Genomic DNA, 19,942 nt, shown 5'->3' on the forward strand with positions numbered 1-19,942 from the left:
TCATTTTGGAACACCTCTCCAAACCGATTGCTACCTGACCCCAGATATTGCTACTTTTGTCAATGCGTAAGTCCTAAAATTCTCATTCCTTAGCTTAATTGTTACGCTTGGTTAAGGATAATGAGCATGGATGCGATGGGTTGGTGATATCGGTTCGATCGCGCCGCTTTCTTTACGCCTTGCCCTCTGCTCATTGTCCAATGAGCCAGTCCTGACGGTAAAATGAGGCTGTGCATTCAAGAGGTTGTGCATTCAAAGCATGGGAGCAACGCGCTTGCCAACACTGGGCGTCAACATTGATCACACTGCAACGGTACGACAAGCACGGCGCACGGTAGAACCTGATCCGGTAGCAGCGGCTGTTTTAGCAGAACTGGCGGGTGCCGATGGCATTACCGTCCACTTGCGCGAAGATCGGCGACATATTCAGGATCGAGATGTACGCTTGCTGCGGGAAACCGTGCGCACGCACTTGAACCTGGAGATGGCAGCGACTGATGAGATGGTGGCGATCGCCCTCGCCATCAAACCCGATTATGTGACTCTCGTACCCGAAAAGCGCGAAGAAGTCACCACTGAAGGCGGGTTAGATGTAGCAGGTCAGGCAGACCGTATGGCGCAAATTGTCACGACGCTGCAAGACGCTGGCATTCCGGTGAGTCTCTTTATTGATGCTGATCCCAAGCAGATTGAGGCTGCGGCAGCAATGCAGGCTCAGTTTATTGAACTGCATACAGGGCAGTATGCCGAAGCCAAAGCAGAAGCTAGCCGAGCCAAGGAGCTAACCATTCTGAAAGCCGGTTGCGAACGAGCGATCGCAGCTGGTTTGCGTGTTAATGCTGGACATGGCCTCACGTACTGGAACGTCTACCCGATCGCCTGTCTGCCTGGGATGGAAGAGCTGAACATCGGTCACACTATCATCAGCCGTGCCATACTCGTCGGCTTAGAACGGGCTGTTCGAGAAATGAAAGACGCCATTCGAGGAGAATGAGGCACAAGAAAGAGTTTTGAGTTAAGAATTTTGAGTTAAGACATTTAAGCTCACAATTCAATCGATTTACAGTTCTCTGCCTTGACTCAACTCCAAAGCCCAACACAAGCACTAGCTTTGCTCACCCTCACTGCTACTTTCCCAATTCAAAACTCAGAACTCAAAGCTAATCTTATGACCATGCAAACTTACTATTACGTCCTCGCTAGCCAACGCTTTCTGACCGAGGAAGAGCCGATCGACGAAGTGCTTCAAGAGCGTACTCGGAATTACCACGAACAAGAAAAAGAGATTGACTTCTGGCTGGTGAATCAACCTGCCTTTTTGGAAGCGCCTGAACTTGCAGCCGTCAAAGCGCAATGTCCTCAGCCTGCGAGTGCTATTATTTCAACCAATCCTCAGTTCGTTACCTGGTTGAAATTGCGGCTGGAGTTTGTGATTACAGGTGCGTTTCAGGCACCTTCGTACACAATTCCACAGCCTCTAGCCTCGTTAGCATCAATTTCTTAAGCTTCGTTTGGTGTGAAGGATGCTACATTGGCTTGCCAGCGGTAGAGGGCATTACCCGTTCAAACCCTCTTCATAACGTTCATGTTTTACATTGCTCAACGGTTCCCAGGTTTGTTAGGTTCAGTATTGCTTGCTGGCGTCAGCTTGACCATTACAGCAAGCGTCACCGCCCAAATTCCACCCGCTCCGCCGCTCTTGGAAACACCTTCAGCACAGGCAAACTATGCTGATTGTCAACCGCCAAGTCCAGGCGAGTATCTGTTGCTTGTGATGAGTAAAACGTCTGAAAGTCAGGAACAGGTGCGTCGGACGGTGCCGCCTAACACTACTGTGACGGTCTGTAATTACCTTAATGACGTGGTCACACGAGTGGGTGGTTTTACGACTGCTGACACAGCGAATGCTTGGGCGAAATATATGCGTGAATCGATCGGGCTGTCAGCCTTTGTCGCTCGTCCCTCAGAAGTAGCAGCTCAAACGTCTCCAACGCCCGTACAACCTTTTCCTAAACCATCATCCCCCCCGATCACGCCTCGATCGCTGGCGCAGACTTCGCCCACGTCACGGGATGCGCGAGGATACAATCCCCAGATTTTAGGCGGAGGCTATGCTGTTTTGGTGGATTACTTTAGCCGACCAGAATTGGCAACGCAGGTACGTCAGCTGGTTGGCAAAGAGATTGGGTTGGTTTCCTACCGTCAACGGCCCTATCTTCTGGCTGTCCATACAACCGATCAAAGTCTTGCTAATGCAACCCTACAGGCATTGACCGATCGTGGTTTTTGGGCAATGGTCGTTGATAGTCGTCGGGTGACTCTGTTGGGTCAGGCGATCGCCACATCCCAACCAACAGTGAAGAAGTAAACTCTGGTATAGAAGCTGAGTTCTCAACTGATCACGCGTGGTTCAGGTGCAGAGATCTCTGATGCGCAGATTCGTTCGATCGCTTGATCGGCCGTGATCAAGCGCTTTAAAATTACTTGACCGATCGCCTGTGGGGCCGCCTCCACCTGAGCCTGATCCGTTGGCTTCACCTCAACCATTAAAACGGCATCTTCAACGCGGTACAGCCATAGCTTTTCATCCTGCTCCCAAACGCAGAGATTGATCTGACTGATCTCTGGCTTGCGTCTCCAGGCGCTTTCGTTCCATAGTCCTCCCAGTTCCCAGACTCTGCCAATCGTCCAGCCATCCGACAGAAAAAAGTACTTCACAACGGTATCCAGAATTGCTGCAACATCTTACTGACCAGGCTATGAACACCAGGCTACGAACAAGCTAGCTAATCTTAGCCGCTGCGAGACGTAACACACATCACAATTCATGCAACAGCCATAAATTACAGTACTGCGAGTCGGATGGCACAATCGTTCCACACTTATTGCGCTACGACTGGTTCAACAACACCACTATCTCCCTACGGGTTAAACCCGTTTCTGTCATGGCTAAGTCTGTCTTGCCATCACGATTGAAGTCACCTGCGACGATACCCAAGAAACTGATTCCCACGACCTCGTTGACCGCCGCTTGAAAGGTGCCATTGCCATTGCCCAGCAGCAACGATAAAACGGGGTAGCCCTCATTCGCTACCGCTAAATCTGTCTTGCCATCGCGATCGAAATCACCAGCAACAACACTGCGTGGACGGCTTCCCACCGCGTAGCTCACCGCTGTTTGGAAGGTGCCAGTGCCAGTCCCCAGCAGCACTGAGACCGTGTTGGAGTTCAAATTCGTGACAACTAAATCTGTTTTGCCATCAATATTGAAATCTCCAGCGACGATGCCCAAGGGACCATTTCCCGCCGCGTAGTTGACCGCTGGTTGGAAGGTGCCAGTGCCAGTGCCCAGCAGCACTGAGACCGTATTGGAGCCGAAATTTGTCACGGCTAAGTCTGTCTTGCCATCAACATTAAAATCGCCGACGACGATACCCGAAGGATCACGTCCTGCCGCGTAGCTCACCGCTGGTTGGAAGGCACCAGTGCCAGTCCCCAGCAGCACCGATACCGAATTGGAGCGCCAATTCGTCACGACTAAGTCTGTCTTACCATCGCTATTGAAATCGCCCGCAGTGAGATCGCCCACAAACAAAGAATCGGGAGTACTTCCCGCTGGATAGTTTACTGCTGCTGAGAAGGTGCCTGTACCAGTGCCCAGCAACACTGCAACCTGACCGCCACCATTTGTTACGGCTAAATCTGCTTTAGCATCGCCATTGAAATCACCGGTAATGACACCGTTGGCATTGTTTCCCGCAAAATAATCCACTGCTGTTGGGAAGGTGCCAGTGCCCGTCCCCAGTAACACTGTCACCGTACCTCCGCCCAAATTTGTTATCACTAAGTCTGTCTTAGCATCGCCATTGAAATCGCCTGCGGTGATATCATTTGAACCGTTTCCCACCACCCTGGAATAGCGCGGTGGCGCAAAGAGGGAAAAACGCCCTGTGCCCACAATCTGCCAGTTTGGATCTACGACTGAGTTAATGTACAGACTGCTGGACAGGGACGTACCATTCATCAGCCAGATGCCATTCTGACCTGTTGCCTTGTTTCGCCACACCAGGTCAGAGCTGACATCGTCATTAAAGTTACCTGTACCCACAATCTGCCAGTTTTGATCCGCAACGGGGGTCGTATACACACCAGTGGATAGAGTCGTGCCGTTCATCAGCCAGATCGCATTTTGCCCCGTGGCTTGGTTCCGCCACACCAGATCAGAGCTTCTGTCACTATTGAAGTCACCCGTACTCACAAGCTGCCAGTTCAAATCCGCAACTGGGGTCGTATACACACCAGTGGATAGAGTGGTGCCGTTCATCAGCCAGATGCCATTCTGACCCGTTGCCTTGTTACGCCACACCAGATCAGAATTGCCATCGTCATTGAAGTCGCCTGTACCCACGATCTGCCAGTTCAGATCCGCAACGGGGGTCGTATACACACCAGTGGATAGAGTGGTGTCATGCATCAGCCAGATCGCATTTTGCCCTGTTGCCTTATTACGCCACACCAGGTCAGAGTTGAAGTCGCCGTTGAAATCACCAACTCCAACCAGTGACCAATTGGCATCAGGTACGGCTGTTGTGTATCGCCCCACGTCTAGAGTGGTGTCATGCATCAGCCAGATGGCATTCTGTCCGGTCAGTGGATTCCGGAAAACTAAGTCTTGTTGTAAGTTAAGACTGATATTGTTCGAAGGCATAAAGTGACGGTTCCTAAGTCGTATCCCTGAGATCTATGCTCTGCCACGGCAAAAAAATCAGCAACAAATATGAAGTTGCTGTGAGAGCCTCAGTGATTAGCAAACAGAACCTGATTGGATGGTATACCAGTTAAACGCTACACGCCTCCTTCCCGGTGATGGTACTGAATGGATGTTACTAAAGATAAGCCTCATCATGTTAGGACTTACGCAGAAGAGAACCCCAACCCCCTTCAAAAGGGCTACCGTGTCCACACAAGTGATCGAATCTAGCCAAATTGCCCCCTAGCCCCCAATTCTGGGGGAACCGAACCGTTCAAAGTCCCCCAGAATTGGGGGCTTAAAGCCCTTTGAGCATACAAGAAAAGGGGGCGAAAAGGACCCAAACGAAGTCAGCCTCGACTTGTGTGTACACCGCAGCTTCAAAAGGGCAGGGCTGATTCGTAGACGGTAGAAAAGTAACAGTAATAAGGTTAGTCGCTTTTCTGTCGCGCAACTAGTCAAAAAATTTAGCCCCATTTTGGGGCTGAACGCTGAAAGCCTTTATAGGCATGGCTTCAGCAATCATATGATAAACTTTCGTACGTATCTCGGTACAATGCCTGATAAGCTGTGACAGTTTTGTATCCATCCAAACATCAACGTTCTGGTAGCAAATTCATGGACATTCAGGCTCTTATTCGCGAAATTCCAGACTTCCCTAAGCCAGGTATTCTCTTCAAAGACATCACCACGCTTTTGCGCGATGCTGGCGGTTTGCGTTATACGATCGATGCTCTGGCGGAAAAATGCGAACACTTTGCACCTGATTTCATCATTGGCATGGAGTCGCGCGGCTTCATCTTTGGTGCACCGCTGGCGTACAAATTAGGAGCAGGCTTCATTCCTGTTCGCAAACCGGGCAAGCTACCCGCTGCTGTCCACTCCATTCAATACGAACTGGAGTACGGCATGGATTGTCTGGAAGTACATCAAGATGCACTGCATCCGCCCGATTGCCGCATCTTGATTGTGGATGATTTGATTGCGACGGGTGGCACGGCTGAAGCAACTGCCAAACTAGTGCAGAAATCGGGCTGCCAGTTGGTGGGCTATGCGTTTGTCATTGAGCTGAAAGATCTGAATGGACGCAAGCGGTTACCGGAAGCGCCGATCGTCACGCTCGTTCAGTATTAAGCTCGCTCTGATCTGCTGGCTTAGAGAAATTTGCAGTCAGCTTTCAGCAGTCAGACTGGGATTTAGAGTGGTCGCTCATTTCGCAGAGGCTTAGCTGACCGCTGACTGCTGACCGCTGAAAGCTAACAAAGCACTTTTGGCAAATCAAATTAGGATTGCTATATCAGCTATCAGCTAAGAACATGACTACATCCGATCGGAGCAGGCTAGCGTCAAGCATTGACGGGCTGGCAAACTTTTTTACCAGCGAGACCTTTGTCTACATCGTTAAGCGTTTGCTACAAGCGCTGTTGACCCTGCTCCTTGCGTCTGCCTTGAGCTTTATTATCATCCAGCTTGCGCCTGGTGACTATCTCGACACGTTGAAAGAGAATCCCAAAATTTCGCCTGAACGGATCGAGCAACTGCGGCGACAGTTTGGGCTGGATAAGTCCTGGTTTGAGCAGTACTTTCTGTGGCTCTGGCAAATTGTCACGCGGGGCAATTTTGGCACTAGCTTCGTTTATCAGCGATCGGTGGCCTCACTACTGTGGGAGCGGGTACCAGCGACGCTTCTACTAGCTATCTCCTCTCTAGTGCTCACGTGGTCGATCGCCATTCCGTTAGGCATTGTCGGCGCGGTGAACCAGAATCGTTGGAGCGATCGGCTCCTGCAAGTCATTAGCTACGCTGGACAGGGTTTTCCCAGCTTTATTACCGCGCTGTTGCTGCTGATTTTGGCGCAGAATGTGTCGCCGATTTTTCCGGTGGGCGATATGACCAGCATCGATCACGATGAGTTAACGCCGCTCGGTAAGATCATTGACGTTGCTTGGCATATGATCTTGCCGACGATCGCGCTAAGCATCACCAGTTTTGCGGGTCTTCAGCGCATCACCCGTGGCGAACTGCTCGATGTCTTGCGGCAGGACTATATTCAAACTGCTCGCGCCAAAGGGTTACCAGAAAACAAAGTGATCTACGTTCACGCTCTGCGTAATGCGATCAACCCGTTGATTACACTGCTGGGTTTTGAATTTGCCAGCTTGCTCAGCGGTGCCTTCATTGCCGAATTTTTCTTCAACTGGCCTGGTTTAGGTCGTCTCATCCTTCAAGCGGTACAGGCGCAGGATCTCTACCTTGTGATGGCAAGCTTGATGATGGGTGCCGTTATGCTTATTGTTGGTAACCTTCTAGCCGATCTACTGCTCAAAGCCATTGACCCTCGTATCAAGCTAGAAGAAGCCAATTAGATGACCGTTGCTGCAGTTTGGATTCCTATTGACTGCATTGAGTCGATCGAGGCATGCCGTTTTATCCTCACGCTGTTGATCAGGACTTTACCGGGAGTAGCGGAGCCTCTTGAAGAAACGGGATGCCTCACGATCGAGGTCGCTATGAAGAAGCCGCGTAATGCACCAGTTGAGCCAGTTTGCGGCGCAGGGTTTCTAGACCGAGACGATCGCTGGCTGAAATAAAGATCGCCTGCGGATATTCTTCTCGTGCTAATTCCAGCGTATCGCCATCCACCTGATCGATCTTGTTAAACGCTACTAGCGCCGGACCGGGCGAAATCGGCATTTCCGAAAGGATCTTCATGACCGCGCGAATCTGACTTTGCCATGCAGGATGAGACAGATCGACCACATGCAACAGCGCGTCTGCTTCCGTCACTTCCTCGAGCGTGGCGCGGAAGGCGTCCATCAACGATGGAGGCAGTTCGTGGATGAAGCCCACGGTGTCGGTGAGAAGGAGTGCAAGTGGCTCTTCTGTGACGGCATCGGGCACCACCAGTCGCCGCGTTGTTGGGTCGAGTGTTGCGAATAATTGGTCTGCGGTATACACCTCGGCATTTGTCAGCACATTCAGCAAGGTTGATTTACCCGCGTTGGTATAGCCCACCACTGCTACTGACGGCACTTCCTCGTGCTGTCGTCGCTGCCGCATCCGTGCTCGGTGTGCCTGTAGCTGATCCACCTCTTGCTGTAAGCGTGTGATCCGCCGTTGAATCGCTCGTCGCTCGGTTTCTAGCTTGGTTTCCCCAGGTCCTCGCGTCCCAATACCGCCACCCAAACGGGACATTGCCTGTCCACGTCCAGCCAAACGAGGCAGCATATATTCCAACTGCGCCAGCTCGACCTGAAGTTTCCCGGCACCCGATCGCGCTCGTTGGGCAAAGATATCCAGAATCACTTCGGTGCGATCGACGACTCGGATGCCAATCTGTGTTTCCAGATTCCGCACTTGCGCTGGGGACAGATCGCGATCGAACACCACCAGGTTAGCGCCAACTGACTGTGCCGCCAGCGCAATTTCCTGCACCTTCCCTTCACCGACCACCGTTTGATGGTGAGGATGGGGTCGCTTCTGCTGGAGCGTTTGCAGCACGGTGCCACCCGCTGTTTCAACCAACCGCTCTAGCTCCGTCAGCCCATCCTGAAAGCGCTTTGTTGCTCTGTTATCGGTCATCAGCCCGACTAGCAGCACCTGATCGTGATCGCGATCGACCTGACGGGCGGTATAGTCTCGCCGAAACTCTTCTTCCAGTCCTTCAACGAGATTGAGAAAGTCTTGATTGGTTAGTACATCCAGGCTCAACGGTGGCGAAACCGTCCACGCAGTTTCAGGGTGCGGCACCAAATGAGCCAGGTAGGTTTCCTTGACGTAGCCCGTTGCACCCCCCCCCCGACGCTCAAAACCACCACCTGTGAGTGTCAGCGTCACCAGTGCATCCAACCGTTGCATCGCCATCGCCGTCAGGGATGAGTCACTGGGCGGTTCAAACTTTAGCTGGGTCGAAAGGCAACGAATGCCACAGAGCCGCTCTGCACCATAGCGGGGCAACTCTAACGGGGGAATTTGGGTTTGACGAGGCGTGCCCACCCCAATGCGCATCACTTGGCCACGTCGATTCACATAGGCGCACACAGGCTGGTTCAACTCAGTGCTGACCGCCGCTAGCCGCTGAGCAAACTCAGGTGTCGTCAGTCGATCGCCCGGTAGCCGCTGATGATACAAGCGCTGCAACTGCTTGACCTGACTGGTTTTTAAGCCCTGGAGATTTCCGTAAACTGTTTCGATAGAGGCAACTCGCCAAACGCAACTGTATTCATTTTAGTCAATTGCGGGGTCGTAGGAACGTTACATATAACGTCCCTACAGTTTGTGGTTACTCTAAGCGGTAACAGGGCTTTTGCCTTTCTTTTTCTGTGCGTCTGTTTCTGGTGCCGTCGTTTCAGGCGCTGGAGCATCAGTCTGAGCGTCGTCTGTCTGAACGTCTTCGTCTTCAACACTCTTTACATTATCGAGATCGATATCCAGTACCGTCATCGACAGTCCGGCGCGTGGCGTGTTGCCGTTGCTGGAAATGTATGGATTCGGTTCAACTTTGCCAGTGCAGATAATGAGCGATCCTTTTTTAAGAAACGGGAGTGTTCGCCATGCAGCCGATTTTTCCCAAATGCTTAACGATACAGTGAACGATTCGTCACGATTCCGTACTCCGCGGACATATAACGTTGCTTTGGCGACCTTTGCCTTCTCGCCACTGCGGAGATCAACGGTCTTGATCTCTGCATCTGCTGCCAGATTGCCACTGACAATCCACTTGTTTAAACCCACACTCGACATAGAGTCCTCTCGGTAAATGACCTTTAACGCAGAATTCCCCGACTACCAAAAAACGGAACAAACCACTTCAAAGTCTCAAAGAGCCTCTAGGGATCGTGGATTTATTTCTCATTTCTAAAAATCGTCAATTGGACTGATGACTCGTTGAGCAATGCCCTTTACCCTATTACCCTAAGCTAAAGATGTAGGCCTCTGGAGTCGTGCGGATGCAGGAATACGATGTGGTGATGATTGGTGCAGGGCACAACGGGCTGGTGTGCGCCGCGTATCTGCTGAAAGCGGGCTATAGCGTGTTGCTGCTGGAACAACGATCGGTGCCGGGTGGAGCTGCAACCACTGAGGCCGTCATTCCAGAGCTGCCTGACTTTACCTTCAACCTGTGCGCGATCGACCATGAATTCATCCACCTCGGCCCTGTTGTGGAAGAGTTGGAACTCACGAAGTACGGCTTAGAATACCTCTTTTGCGATCCGGTAGTGTTTTGTCCACATCCTGATGGCAAGTACTTTCTGGCTCATCAATCCGTTGAAAAAACCTGCGCTAACATTGCCCGCTATAGCGATCGGGATGCGCAAAAATATGCAGAATTTACGGCGTACTGGTCACGCATTGTGAGTGCTTTAGGGCCGATGTTTAACGCACCACCGAAGTCGGTGATTGACATTGCAGGCAATTATGATGTGGCGAAATTGAAAGATCTGCTGGCTGTTGCGGGTTCTACGACGAAGGCACTCGACTTTGTGCGCACCATGCTGACTAGCGCGGAAGATTTGCTCAACGAATGGTTTGATTCGGAGTTTGTTAAAGCGCCATTGGCAAGACTAGCGGCGGAATTGGGTGTGCCACCGTCCCAGAAAAATCTGGCGATCGGCGCGATGATGATGTCGATGCGGCACCATCCCGGCATGGCACGTCCCAAAGGTGGCACTGGAGCGCTCGTGCAGGCGTTAGTTAAGCTGGTCAAAGCCCTCGGTGGTGAGATTTTGACCGAGCAGCGGGTGAAGCAAGTGTTGGTCGATGACGGTCGTGCTGTGGGAGTGCGGGTCGGTAATGGGACTGAATACCGTGCGACGAAGGGCGTGATTTCGAACATTGATGCGCAGCGCTTGTTCATCCACTGCATGGACAGAAGCGATGTGGATGCGGCAGATCCCAATCTCTGGGAGCGCCTGGAGCGCCGGATTGTGAACAACAATGAGACGATTCTCAAAATTGATTTAGCGATGGATGAACCGCTGCGGTTTGAGCATCACAACCACCGGGATGAGTATCTGATCGGGTCAGTGCTGATTGCGGATTCGGTGCGCCATGTGGAGATCGCCCACACCGATCCGGCGATCGGCAAGATTCCCGACGCCGATCCATCCATGTATGTGGTGCAACCCACGATGCTCGATCCAACGATGGCTCCTGCTGGTAAACACACCGTTTGGATTGAGTTCTTTGCGCCCTACAATATTGCTGGCTTAGAAGGCACGGGACAGAACGGCACGGGCTGGACGGATGACCTGAAAAACAAGGTGGCCGATCGCGTGATCGACAAGCTGGCAGAATATGCGCCCAATGTCAAAACCGCCACGATCGGGCGCCGGGTGGAAAGTCCGGCTGAGCTGGGCGATCGGCTGGGTGCGCTGAAAGGCAACTACTACCACATCGACATGACGTTGGAGCAGATGGTCTTTTTACGACCGCTCCCCGAACTGGCAAACTACAAAACGCCGATCGACGGGCTCTTTCTCACCGGAGCTGGAACTCATCCCGGTGGCTCAATTTCAGGGATGCCGGGACGCAATTGCGCACGGGTGTTCTTGCATACCCAGCAGCCGATCGCGCAAACCCTACGCGATGCTAAAGAGTCGTTTAAAGCAACCGTCCAGTCTGTTTTCCATCTGTCTTGAGTTTGTTGGTATGGGCGCACGGCCTGCGCCCCTACAGGGGGAAATATGGACGTTATTAAATTCTTGCCCCTTAGAGGGTTTGCCGTTCTTTAACCACTGAGGATTCATTGCTCATTTCTCCCATGATTGCCTGAAGCCATAGCCAGCGCCCACGACTATCCTTTTCAAGTAGAGGATCGGGCACCGGAAACGATCGCTGCTCCAGTGGCACAAAGAGCCCTGCTCCAGAACGATAAGCAAAAATTGTACCCAACTCGATGGAGTAGATCCAGGCGTGCAGATTGATTGTGCCCTCATGCATTTTTGAGCGGATGATGGGGTACGTCTTGAGATTTTCAATCTGAGTCAGCACATTTTGCTTAATGGCAATTTTCAGCAGTTCTTCTAGGCTATAGCCCTTATCTGTATAGTGATCAACCACTAAGCGCCGGGTCGCTTCGGCGTGATGCTTGAGCCAGTCGTAGACCAGAGGCATGTCTTTGGCAAGGCTGCCAACTTGCAGCAACCCTTTCATCGCACCGCAGTGCGAATGGCCACAAATAATAACGTCTTTGATGCCAAGGGCGTGAACGGCATATTCGATCGCGGCTCCCTCCGCATAACTCGTTGCCCCATAGGTTGGAATGACATTGCCGACATTGCGGATAATAAAGAGGTCTCCGGGCTGCGCTTGCGTGATTAGAAAGGGATCAATGCGTGAATCAGAACAGGTGATAAAGAGAACTTCTGGTGTTTGCCCATGAGACAGTTGCTCAAAAAGTTCCTGATGGGTACTGAAATAGGTATTCTGGAACTCATTAAGTCCGTTGATAATTCCTGCCATTGACATGACTGCAAGCCTCTCTTAGATAACCTGAAGTAAGTTTTTTAGAATTGACAATTTAAAGGGATAGCCCTCTTCATCCCGTTAAAGAGAGAGTGCTATCAACAGGCAATCGCGGTAGAGCAGGTTGGTCTGGGTGGTCAGCTTGGAAGCATTGACGAGATCATGCAACAAGGGAGCAATTGTGAGAGCGTAGCGTTGTCATCACTGCTAACATCCGTCACACAGTCGGTTTCACTCCAAGCACGAGCAATCCCAACACACTGCTCACAGGCTAAGGCATGAAAGCGATGTTCATCTCCCTCTGGAGCCACTTTGCAAATCTCCACAATCTAGATATGCTTGCGATCGTCGGTGAGCAAAGCAGCAGCGCTAACCAGAAGAAATTCATCCATCAGACGCCATTTACAAGCCTTTTTTCAAAGAGCGACAGGTTTTGTGAGACGGTAGACAAAATTTATTCAAAGTAATGATGACCCAGCGAGTTTTGATCTTAGGTGGAAAAGGGCGTATCGGCCGCCAGGTTGCTGCTGATCTCGCGACCCATACCAACGCCGAAATAACCATTACGGGACGCAGCCAACAGGTCAAACAGATCCCTGCTTCAGGTTCGCACGTCCAATTTCTAGAACTGGATCTAGACGATCGAGACAAATTGACCGCTGCTATTCATGCCTTGCAGACGGACGATCGCCAGCAGCGCCACGTCGTCGTGCATTGTGCGGGTCCCTTTCATCACCGCGATGGCAGAGTGCTGGAAGCCTGCATCGCCGCTGGTGTGAACTATGTGGATGTGAGCGATCATCCGTCCTACACACGCACCGCGATCGCGTATCGTGCGGCGGCAGAAGCGACGGGTATCACGGCGATCGTCAACACGGGCATTTTTCCCGGCATCTCAAATAGCATGGTGCGGCAGAGCATTGAGCAACTCGACTCGGCTGACACGGTGCATCTCAGCTATGTAGTGGCTGGCTCTGGTGGTGCAGGCGTGACCGTGATGCGAACGACGTTTTTGGGCTTGCAGCGCCCGTTTCAAGCATGGTTGAAGGGACAGTGGCAGATGGTGAAGCCGTATAGCGATCGCGAAGTGATTGAGTTTCCCAATCCCTATGGGCGTGTTGGCGTGTACTGGTTTGATGTGCCCGAAGCGTTTACGATTCCCAGCGCGTTTCCCGTCAAAACGGTCATCACCAAATTCGGCACCGTTCCTGACTTCTACAACTTTCTCACCTGGAGCGTCGCTCGTTGGTGGCATCCGCGACTGCTGCGAACTCGCGCTGTCATTGAGTTTCTGTCCTACGTCAGCCACTTCATGACGGACGTGACCGATCGCTTTAGCGGCATTGGGGTTGCCATTCGGGTGGAAGTAACGGGTCAGAAGGACGGCAAACCTGCCAAGAGCTACGTCACGCTGGTACACGAAAATACCGCGATCGCGGCTGGCTACGGTACAGGCAGCGTTGTACAACTGTTGCTATCCGGTGAACTCAACAAACCGGGCGTCTGGGCGATCGAAGAGGCATTGCCCACCACTTTATTTGAGCAAACCATGCAGAGTCGTGGGGTAAAAATCGAGCAGTGTATCCGCCAGGATTCGCACTAGCTAACACTTACATACGTTTGACACGCTACACCCCATACCCTACACCCCATACCCTCCTCCGCCAAACGCTGGAATCTCCGGGCATTGGGTGGCAGAATGGACGGTACGAATTTGAGTAGAGATACCATGACGATCCTTCCCACGCTACAGAATGCTCTGGATAACGGACGCGCCCTCAAGATTATTAGCGGTCTGCATAATTGCGATGCCGATCGTGTGGCGGCTACAGTGAACGCTGCCGATCGGGGTGGTGCCACCTTTGTAGACATCGCTGCCGATCCAGCCCTAGTGCGGTTGGCAAAAAAACTGACCCATCTGCCCGTTTGCGTCTCGGCTGTAGAACCAGAGAAGTTTGTCATCGCCGTCGATGCCGGAGCTGACCTGATTGAAATCGGCAACTTCGACAGCTTTTACGCCCAAGGTCGTCGCTTTGAAGCCGATGAAGTGTTGGCGCTGACCCGCGAAACGCGTGAACTATTGCCCACCATCACCCTCTCGGTGACAGTACCTCACATCCTGACGCTCGACAAACAGGTACAACTGGCAGAAGCCTTGGTACAAGCTGGAGCCGATATCATTCAAACCGAAGGCGGCACCAGCAGCCAACCAACCCACGCTGGTACGCTGGGACTCATCGAAAAAGCGGCTCCCACCCTGGCAGCCGCTTATGAAATCTCCCGTGCAGTTAAGGTGCCTGTGTTGTGCGCGTCGGGTCTGTCGAATGTGACGGCACCGTTGGCGATCGCCAACGGTGCATCAGGTATTGGTGTTGGCTCTGCCATCAACCAACTCAACAGCGAAGTCGCCATGATTGCCGCTGTGCGTAGTTTGGTCGAAGCGCTAGCAACCGTTAGCCGGACGCCTTTGTACGTATAGCGCGAGCGATTGATATGGATGATATGGAAACTTTCTGTCTGGCTTTCCAACTTGGAGTATTTGACAGAAAGTTTCTATCTAATAGCAGTTGGCATCTCTATTTATTGCTGGGACAATCCATGTTGCCCTTACAGATAATTTAGACTTTACTTAAAGTACGAGCTGAAATTCCAAGTGTAAGTTTTGCGAATGAATGCACCTATTTTCATTAGTTACCGAAGAGCCGATGCTGCTGCTGAAGCTGGTCGTCTGTACAGCACGATCCTTAAAGATTTTGGCGAGGATTCTGTATTTATGGATACCTCTTCGATTAAACCTGGAGCACCTTGGTCAAAGGAGCTAAAAGAAGCTTTGAATGCCGCTCAAATTGTCATATTAATTATGGGATTAGAATGGCTTCGGATTAGTGATGAGTTTGGATTCCGTAGAATAGACAAGGAAGATGATTGGGTGCGCCAGGAAATTGAATTTTCACTTGAAAACAACAAGAAGGTATTGCCTTTATTAGTTAAAGGTGCAAAACCTCTTCCAGCTAACGTTTTGCCTCCTTCAATCAGCGCCTTAACTGAAAGGCAGGCTATAGAAATTAGAGATACCTACTGGGATCACGATGTAAAACTTGTTCTAGAGCAACTAAAGGTAGTTAATGGAAACTCTTCAAAAAATAATGGATCTTTAGGGAAAGGTTCTTCGGGCATATACCCAACTCCTCCACCAGAAATACCTGATCCAATAAGTGATGAAAGGCTTCAAATTGCTTTAGATGGAAGCTTATCAAAATGGAAGAAGATAGTTAGTCCATTGCCTGAAGATTCTACCAAAGTGCGTATTGAGTTATATCGACAATATCAATTTAAAACATTTCTAGATGCAATTAGTTTTATGAACCAAGTTGCTCTTGGATGCGATATTGCCATGCACCACCCTCGTTGGGAAAATGTTTGGAAGTCGGTTAGGGTTTACTTGAGTACGTGGGATGTTAATCATCAAATTTCTGATAGGGATATTCAATTAGCTAAGTATTTCGACAAGGCTTTTCTTGATTTTCCTGGGTCAAATTTGAACGCTTAATTCCGTTCGCCGATATTGTGTGTGGAGCGCATCACTGCAAATCAAACGCACTATTTTATTGGGTGCTTTGAAAACAACACTCCTGGAGAATGGTTATTAATTGGCAGTTAATATCAGTCCACGATCGCAAGTTCCAGCACTCTATAAAGCTCGTTGACGTTGCCTCTTCCTAAAAGGAGGAGCGATCGAGGCATTTACCATGAGAAGGTGGGGATTTTTGCTGACCGCGAGGGTGATTTCGTCACGTTTATGGGTTCAGCAAATGAAAGCTACAGTGCCTTAATTGAAAATTTTGAGTGTATTGATGTGTATTGGTCATGGGACGCTGCCCTTCGCGAAAGAGCCTTACGAAAGGTTGAGAATTTTCAACGCTTATGGGATAACCGAACCGAAAACCTAGATGTGCTGGAGTTCCCAGAGGCGGTGCGTGGATCGCTCCGTTCCATCCGAAGACGGAAGTGGCGCTCATGCACCTCTTCTATAATCCACTTGTGATAAGTCCGCATCTGGACAGCTATGGAACGCCCCATCTGCTGGGCTGCCAGCTCAATCGGGATGAACCCAATGGAGCGAACCGCCCAGGCGTGCCTTAAGTCATAGGGATTGTGAGGAACTTCGTAACGGTTAAACACAACCGTCACCCGATTACCTAACGCAGAGTTATTTTTACCTTTACAGGGAGGAATCTTAGGCGTTCAAACTCATCCACCCATTTAGGATCGAGAGAGTAGACGCGATGCGATACCGTCTTCGCTCCATCCAGCACAAGCAACACAGGCATCTTAGAGAAATCCAGCTAGAAGAGTTTATGGTTTCTCAGTCCGTAGGTTGCCAGCATCCTATAAGCCCACTGCCAAGAAGCACTAGGAATTTTGTAAATCTTGTAGGATAAGGGGTTTGAATGGTTTTTAGTCAAGGTGAATGCCAGGACGGGGACTTGAACCCCGGACACGAGGATTTTCAGTCCTTTAATCCGTTTCTGTAATGCCTGGTATGAATGCATCCTACGACGCATCTAAGCAACTGTAACCGTTTCTGTGACCAAAAGAGGGCAGAGATACCAGGCTGATCACACGAGGATGGTCAGCAACCCACGCGAAAACCTTGCCCCTTCTGTCATCACCTCACCCCTGATTTGTCATCGCCTTGTCATACAAATCTGTCATCGCCCTTTGTCATCGCCCTAACCAAAATTGTCATCGCCCTTAAAATGGGTTTGTCATACATTTTGGTGACATATGCCAGGACACGGTAGATCACTTCTTAGCGTCCGGATGCCAGATGAAATCGCAGACCTGCTAGAGCAAAAAGCGGCAGAATTGCAAATCAGTAAATCGCAAGTGGCATTAATGGCACTAAAAAACCTCCTGAAGCCGCCCGACCCAGCAGACGAACTATCGGAGGTAAAACAACAATTGGCGACTCTGGCGGCGGCTATGGCGCGAATTAGCCCCGATTTGCCACAGCGTCGGAGCTAAGGCGTGAGTTTAGCGACCAGCGCCGCCACGCTATCAGCCAGCGACTTGATCGTGTCAGCCTGCTTATCGGCTGTTTCTGATTGCTTCTGTACCAGTACTTTCAGCTCTGTAAAACCTGTGTTCACGGTGATTGAAAGCTGTGTCACTGCCTCGGTGAGATGCCCAATCTGTTCAGTCAGGATGTCGAGCTTGTCGGTGTCGCCGTTGTGGTCAGTCATAGCTGTGCTTGGTTGGGCTTTGAGTTTACAGGTTTTCCCACTGCTCGCGGCTAATGCCAGCCTGACGTAGAATTTTGCTCAAAAAAGCTTTGCTGATATCGCCCTGGTGTGGGTTTGGTAGCCACACTTTCAGCGACCCTTGCTGCATAAACTGATGGTTGCCACCAGGGTAGGGCCCCGTAAAGCCGAGTTGCTTCAAGTAGCGAAGCAGGTCTACCCGTTTGATCGGCCCCAGGGTTGGCATCAGGCAACCTCTAACTGCGACGGCGGATTGAGATCAATCCCGTCAAGGATAGGCACGGCATGTTGCAACTGGAAACCCAGTAAAAGCCAACCTTCTAGCACTTCTTGCAGCAGTTCGCGGCAGGCTTCTAAGGTTTCAGCATTGGCATACACGCCCTGTAACGCCGGAATTTCACCGTAGTAGGTGCCGTCGTCCAGAATTTCGTAAGTGGCTTGTCGTAGCGCTGCCTGGATGTAGTGAGTCAGCATAATTTTCTGTGCTTGGTTGGGTGTTTTAGTTTAGCGTTTCAAAATGGCTGTAATAATCACCGTCAGCGTTGCCGAGGCAATCAGCGTAAAGGCTAACTGCACCACCCACTGCGTTGCTTGCTGGTAGTTGGTAAAGCGATCGTTAAACCGTTCGACCTCTTGCTGTAGTTCCTCGTCGCTGCGTTGCAGAGCCGTTAAGCGCTCTAGCACCTGGCTTTCAAAGCTGCTTTCGTCTGGCGTATTCGTCATCGTCTTGCTTGGTTGGGTGTTTTAGTCTACTGCCTTAATTATGCGCGTGGGGGTCGTTAGTCCTCATCGCCCCAAAGTTGCTCACGGTTTTTATGTTTACGTTCTAGCAGGTCATCCAATGGGGTGCGTGGCCGCTGTTTGAGTTCGCTGCACCGCTGCTGAATATGCTCAGAGTTTTTATACTTTCGCCGCGCTGCCAGCCGTTCATCCCAGTGCAGCAAATTCTTAGTGACACCAATGTTGATGTTGGTGTAAGTGCCGGGTTTCTTCAACGCTTCAATCTCACGCCAGTTCTGCCGCCTGATATCGGCTTCGGTCACAAACGATTCAGGGGGAACAAGTTGACCACCGGGTAGCACTGCCTGAGCCGCCGCGAGTTGTTGTAGCGCTTGCTTGATTTCAGCCTGATCAGCCCTCATTTCAGCGATATCAGCCGCGAGTTTACCCGTTAAAACCTTTGCAACACGTTCGCAGTCAAGAAAGTAACGACGCACCTGCTTACCTCGTTCGGTGCCAGCCATCATGCCCAGTGACTTAAAACAGTCGATCGTCAGGTAAAGCTTTTCAAGAGGACGACCAGTAACCTGAGGTTCTGGAAATCGTTCGATTAAAAAGTCATTTCCAGATTCAAAGTTGTTCAGCAGCTTCTTCTGAGCCATCTGTTTTGTGGAGTAACCCAGCCAGTGCCAAGCATCGTCAAAGTCAACCGGAAAAGGTTCGGTAGCATCCAACAGTGAAGCCGCAAGCTCAATCGAGAACACTTGCTCTGAGTTCTCGCCGTCAGCCAGTGGAATGGGCGCTATCCCTTCTCTGATATCCCACATCAACTGAACCTCTTCCTCAGAGAAAAAGGTTTGCTTGCTGCGTTTTACTCCTAGCTTTCTACCAAGAGCTTTTTCAGCACGAGCGCGAAGGTTGCTAACGTGCCTTTCGGTAATGCACATCTCCTGAGCTAAGTCTTTTGTGTTCTTCATGACTGCTCACCCCCTTCTCTAGCACGACGCACCAAGGCACCAAAGCTAGGCGATTGATGATGCTCTTCTAACGCCTGACGCATAAGAGTAGCCACTGGCATATTGAGCCATTGCGCGACGAGGCGGTATTCCTCCATCGCTTTCTCGGAAAGTGTCACCGTAACCTGATTTCGTTCTTGAGCCATTGACTCTGCCGCATTAACCATGCTCATTCTCCGTTGATTCCATCGCAATTACATCACATCTTAAGCAAGTTGATTCACAATTGCATTGCAATAGCGATGAATTAGTGATAGACCTGTAGAAGTTCCAACACTTACAGAACTTCCACAGGAGGCCAATGCTTCATGCCCTAACCCTCAAAGAACAACTCTGCACCGCAATCGAGCGCCACGGCTTAGCCGAAGTGCTAGACCGCATGACCGATCTCATCCACGCCAGCGACTACGCCAACGGTGATCAAATCGTCAAGCTACTCGAAGACGCAACGCGCCTCGCACTCGTTCAAAACGACGCCAGCGCTGTCCTCACCTTGCCGTCCAATCGGCTTGCATCGTAAAAACCATCTCATCAAGGAGCCTTTCTATGTGGTCAGTCATGTTCTATGCCCCTGGCGGTGTCCGTAAAACGCTCGATCGGTTCGAGCAACGCGGCGAAGCCGAAGCCTATAGACAAAAGTTTGAACGCCTTGTAAGCAGTGCCTTTCAAATCGAAGTCGTTTTCGAGGAGGTATCAGAACCGCAAGCCGCCTAAACTTCCAACAC

23 protein-coding genes are annotated in these 19,942 nt (G+C 50.9%); 12 read left to right on the top strand and 11 right to left on the bottom strand.

Annotated elements, in window-relative coordinates; all coding sequences use genetic code 11:
• Positions 1-259: 259 nt before the first annotated feature.
• From C7B82_RS09975 to C7B82_RS09985, 3 genes are all read left to right on the top strand, one after another.
• Positions 260-994 carry a pyridoxine 5'-phosphate synthase gene (locus C7B82_RS09975; protein WP_281258952.1) on the top strand — a complete coding sequence of 245 codons (735 nt, stop codon included), beginning with the start codon at positions 260-262 and terminating at the stop codon, positions 992-994.
• Between the two features lie 174 nt (positions 995-1,168).
• Positions 1,169-1,504 carry an MgPME-cyclase complex family protein gene (locus C7B82_RS09980; RefSeq protein WP_339375069.1) on the top strand — a complete coding sequence of 112 codons (336 nt, stop codon included), beginning with the start codon at positions 1,169-1,171 and terminating at the stop codon, positions 1,502-1,504.
• Between the two features lie 81 nt (positions 1,505-1,585).
• On the top strand, positions 1,586-2,368 hold the full coding sequence (locus C7B82_RS09985; RefSeq protein ID WP_106256150.1) for a hypothetical protein: 783 nt from the start codon (positions 1,586-1,588) through the stop codon (positions 2,366-2,368).
• A gap of 23 nt (positions 2,369-2,391) precedes the next feature.
• Here the strand turns inward: C7B82_RS09985 and C7B82_RS09990 are convergent, their stop codons facing one another.
• Both C7B82_RS09990 and C7B82_RS09995 read right to left on the bottom strand, forming a co-directional pair.
• A complete protein-coding gene (locus tag C7B82_RS09990; protein WP_106256151.1) occupies positions 2,392-2,718 on the bottom strand; it encodes a hypothetical protein in 327 nt (108 codons plus the stop codon).
• A 172-nt stretch (positions 2,719-2,890) separates the two neighbouring features.
• Positions 2,891-4,708: an FG-GAP repeat domain-containing protein gene (locus C7B82_RS09995; RefSeq protein WP_106256152.1), complete on the bottom strand. Its 1,818-nt coding sequence runs from the start codon at positions 4,706-4,708 to the stop codon at positions 2,891-2,893.
• Positions 4,709-5,320: 612 nt separating this feature from the next.
• Here C7B82_RS09995 and C7B82_RS10000 point away from each other — a divergent pair.
• Together C7B82_RS10000 and C7B82_RS10005 are read left to right on the top strand one after the other, a co-directional pair.
• Positions 5,321-5,884 (top strand): adenine phosphoribosyltransferase, encoded by a 564-nt coding sequence (locus C7B82_RS10000; protein ID WP_425443601.1) that lies wholly within the window; start codon positions 5,321-5,323, stop codon positions 5,882-5,884.
• 182 nt (positions 5,885-6,066) lie between these two features.
• A complete protein-coding gene (locus C7B82_RS10005; protein WP_106256154.1) occupies positions 6,067-7,116 on the top strand; it encodes an ABC transporter permease in 1,050 nt (349 codons plus the stop codon).
• Positions 7,117-7,258: 142 nt separating this feature from the next.
• Here C7B82_RS10005 and hflX read toward each other — a convergent pair whose 3' ends face one another.
• Together hflX and C7B82_RS10015 are read right to left on the bottom strand one after the other, a co-directional pair.
• Positions 7,259-8,881, bottom strand: a complete 1,623-nt coding sequence (gene hflX / locus C7B82_RS10010) for a GTPase HflX (protein WP_425443602.1) — start codon at positions 8,879-8,881, stop codon at positions 7,259-7,261.
• 156 nt (positions 8,882-9,037) lie between these two features.
• The gene (locus C7B82_RS10015; protein WP_146141119.1) at positions 9,038-9,493 is read right to left on the bottom strand and encodes a single-stranded DNA-binding protein; all 456 of its coding nucleotides are present in this window, start codon (positions 9,491-9,493) and stop codon (positions 9,038-9,040) included.
• A 206-nt stretch (positions 9,494-9,699) separates the two neighbouring features.
• Here C7B82_RS10015 and crtO point away from each other — a divergent pair, with 206 nt between their 5' ends.
• Positions 9,700-11,391, top strand: coding sequence for a beta-carotene ketolase CrtO (gene crtO / locus C7B82_RS10020; protein ID WP_106256156.1), 1,692 nt, complete (start codon positions 9,700-9,702; stop codon positions 11,389-11,391).
• Between the two features lie 70 nt (positions 11,392-11,461).
• Here crtO and C7B82_RS10025 read toward each other — a convergent pair whose 3' ends face one another.
• Positions 11,462-12,214 carry a carbonic anhydrase gene (locus tag C7B82_RS10025; protein ID WP_219904222.1) on the bottom strand — a complete coding sequence of 251 codons (753 nt, stop codon included), beginning with the start codon at positions 12,212-12,214 and terminating at the stop codon, positions 11,462-11,464.
• Between the two features lie 472 nt (positions 12,215-12,686).
• Here C7B82_RS10025 and C7B82_RS10035 point away from each other — a divergent pair, with 472 nt between their 5' ends.
• The 4 genes from C7B82_RS10035 (at position 12,687) to C7B82_RS10050 (ending at position 17,245) form a co-directional block, all read left to right on the top strand.
• Positions 12,687-13,820, top strand: coding sequence for a saccharopine dehydrogenase family protein (locus C7B82_RS10035; RefSeq protein WP_106256159.1), 1,134 nt, complete (start codon positions 12,687-12,689; stop codon positions 13,818-13,820).
• A gap of 126 nt (positions 13,821-13,946) precedes the next feature.
• Positions 13,947-14,696: a DUF561 domain-containing protein gene (locus C7B82_RS10040; protein ID WP_106256160.1), complete on the top strand. Its 750-nt coding sequence runs from the start codon at positions 13,947-13,949 to the stop codon at positions 14,694-14,696.
• 189 nt (positions 14,697-14,885) lie between these two features.
• Entirely contained in the window at positions 14,886-15,767 is an 882-nt protein-coding gene (locus C7B82_RS10045) for a 4a-hydroxytetrahydrobiopterin dehydratase (protein ID WP_106256161.1), read from the top strand.
• 1,274 nt (positions 15,768-17,041) lie between these two features.
• Complete coding sequence (locus tag C7B82_RS10050) at positions 17,042-17,245, top strand: hypothetical protein (RefSeq protein WP_181357428.1); 204 nt, start codon at positions 17,042-17,044, stop codon at positions 17,243-17,245.
• On the opposite strand, the gene C7B82_RS10055 is transcribed toward C7B82_RS10050, so the two are convergent.
• The 6 genes from C7B82_RS10055 to C7B82_RS10080 are packed head-to-tail and all read right to left on the bottom strand — an operon-like array spanning position 17,242 to position 19,384.
• The gene (locus tag C7B82_RS10055; RefSeq protein ID WP_106256163.1) at positions 17,242-17,463 is read right to left on the bottom strand and encodes a hypothetical protein; all 222 of its coding nucleotides are present in this window, start codon (positions 17,461-17,463) and stop codon (positions 17,242-17,244) included. The two genes, C7B82_RS10050 and C7B82_RS10055, sit on opposite strands and share 4 nt — an antisense overlap.
• Before the next feature lie 25 nt (positions 17,464-17,488).
• Positions 17,489-17,707, bottom strand: coding sequence for a type II toxin-antitoxin system HicA family toxin (locus C7B82_RS10060; RefSeq protein WP_106256164.1), 219 nt, complete (start codon positions 17,705-17,707; stop codon positions 17,489-17,491).
• The gene (locus C7B82_RS10065) at positions 17,707-17,955 is read right to left on the bottom strand and encodes a type II toxin-antitoxin system HicB family antitoxin (RefSeq protein ID WP_106256165.1); all 249 of its coding nucleotides are present in this window, start codon (positions 17,953-17,955) and stop codon (positions 17,707-17,709) included. Before C7B82_RS10065 ends, C7B82_RS10060 begins: the two co-directional genes overlap by 1 nt.
• Positions 17,956-17,985: 30 nt before the next feature.
• Positions 17,986-18,204, bottom strand: coding sequence for a ssr2422 family thylakoid membrane protein (locus C7B82_RS10070; RefSeq protein WP_181357429.1), 219 nt, complete (start codon positions 18,202-18,204; stop codon positions 17,986-17,988).
• 56 nt (positions 18,205-18,260) lie between these two features.
• Entirely contained in the window at positions 18,261-19,178 is a 918-nt protein-coding gene (locus C7B82_RS32150; RefSeq protein ID WP_181357430.1) for a hypothetical protein, read from the bottom strand.
• Complete coding sequence (locus C7B82_RS10080) at positions 19,175-19,384, bottom strand: hypothetical protein (protein ID WP_219904224.1); 210 nt, start codon at positions 19,382-19,384, stop codon at positions 19,175-19,177. The genes C7B82_RS32150 and C7B82_RS10080 overlap by 4 nt, the downstream gene beginning before the upstream one ends.
• A gap of 134 nt (positions 19,385-19,518) precedes the next feature.
• On the opposite strand from C7B82_RS10080, the gene C7B82_RS10085 reads away from it, so the two are divergent.
• Both C7B82_RS10085 and C7B82_RS32155 read left to right on the top strand, forming a co-directional pair.
• Positions 19,519-19,737, top strand: a complete 219-nt coding sequence (locus C7B82_RS10085; RefSeq protein ID WP_106256167.1) for a hypothetical protein — start codon at positions 19,519-19,521, stop codon at positions 19,735-19,737.
• 26 nt (positions 19,738-19,763) lie between these two features.
• A complete protein-coding gene (locus C7B82_RS32155; RefSeq protein ID WP_181357431.1) occupies positions 19,764-19,931 on the top strand; it encodes a hypothetical protein in 168 nt (55 codons plus the stop codon).
• Positions 19,932-19,942: the final 11 nt, after the last annotated feature.

It is taken from the genome of Stenomitos frigidus ULC18, assembly GCF_003003795.1.
Lineage (GTDB): Bacteria > Cyanobacteriota > Cyanobacteriia > Leptolyngbyales > Leptolyngbyaceae > Stenomitos > Stenomitos frigidus_A.

Coding starts and splice junctions, on each gene's coding strand:
- C7B82_RS09995 (WP_106256152.1), bottom strand. CDS start 4,708: ATGCCTTCGAACAATATCAGTCTTAACTTACAACAAGACTTAGTTTTC.
- C7B82_RS10035 (WP_106256159.1), top strand. CDS start 12,687: ATGACCCAGCGAGTTTTGATCTTAGGTGGAAAAGGGCGTATCGGCCGC.
- C7B82_RS10065 (WP_106256165.1), bottom strand. CDS start 17,955: ATGCTGACTCACTACATCCAGGCAGCGCTACGACAAGCCACTTACGAA.
- C7B82_RS10025 (WP_219904222.1), bottom strand. CDS start 12,214: ATGGCAGGAATTATCAACGGACTTAATGAGTTCCAGAATACCTATTTC.
- C7B82_RS10080 (WP_219904224.1), bottom strand. CDS start 19,384: ATGGTTAATGCGGCAGAGTCAATGGCTCAAGAACGAAATCAGGTTACG.
- C7B82_RS32150 (WP_181357430.1), bottom strand. CDS start 19,178: ATGAAGAACACAAAAGACTTAGCTCAGGAGATGTGCATTACCGAAAGG.
- C7B82_RS10070 (WP_181357429.1), bottom strand. CDS start 18,204: ATGACGAATACGCCAGACGAAAGCAGCTTTGAAAGCCAGGTGCTAGAG.
- C7B82_RS10060 (WP_106256164.1), bottom strand. CDS start 17,707: ATGCCAACCCTGGGGCCGATCAAACGGGTAGACCTGCTTCGCTACTTG.
- C7B82_RS09975 (WP_281258952.1), top strand. CDS start 260: ATGGGAGCAACGCGCTTGCCAACACTGGGCGTCAACATTGATCACACT.
- C7B82_RS09980 (WP_339375069.1), top strand. CDS start 1,169: ATGACCATGCAAACTTACTATTACGTCCTCGCTAGCCAACGCTTTCTG.
- C7B82_RS10045 (WP_106256161.1), top strand. CDS start 14,886: ATGAATGCACCTATTTTCATTAGTTACCGAAGAGCCGATGCTGCTGCT.
- C7B82_RS10015 (WP_146141119.1), bottom strand. CDS start 9,493: ATGTCGAGTGTGGGTTTAAACAAGTGGATTGTCAGTGGCAATCTGGCA.
- crtO (WP_106256156.1), top strand. CDS start 9,700: ATGCAGGAATACGATGTGGTGATGATTGGTGCAGGGCACAACGGGCTG.
- C7B82_RS10005 (WP_106256154.1), top strand. CDS start 6,067: ATGACTACATCCGATCGGAGCAGGCTAGCGTCAAGCATTGACGGGCTG.
- C7B82_RS09985 (WP_106256150.1), top strand. CDS start 1,586: ATGTTTTACATTGCTCAACGGTTCCCAGGTTTGTTAGGTTCAGTATTG.
- C7B82_RS10055 (WP_106256163.1), bottom strand. CDS start 17,463: ATGACTGACCACAACGGCGACACCGACAAGCTCGACATCCTGACTGAA.
- C7B82_RS32155 (WP_181357431.1), top strand. CDS start 19,764: ATGTGGTCAGTCATGTTCTATGCCCCTGGCGGTGTCCGTAAAACGCTC.
- C7B82_RS10040 (WP_106256160.1), top strand. CDS start 13,947: ATGACGATCCTTCCCACGCTACAGAATGCTCTGGATAACGGACGCGCC.
- C7B82_RS10050 (WP_181357428.1), top strand. CDS start 17,042: ATGCCAGATGAAATCGCAGACCTGCTAGAGCAAAAAGCGGCAGAATTG.
- C7B82_RS10085 (WP_106256167.1), top strand. CDS start 19,519: ATGCTTCATGCCCTAACCCTCAAAGAACAACTCTGCACCGCAATCGAG.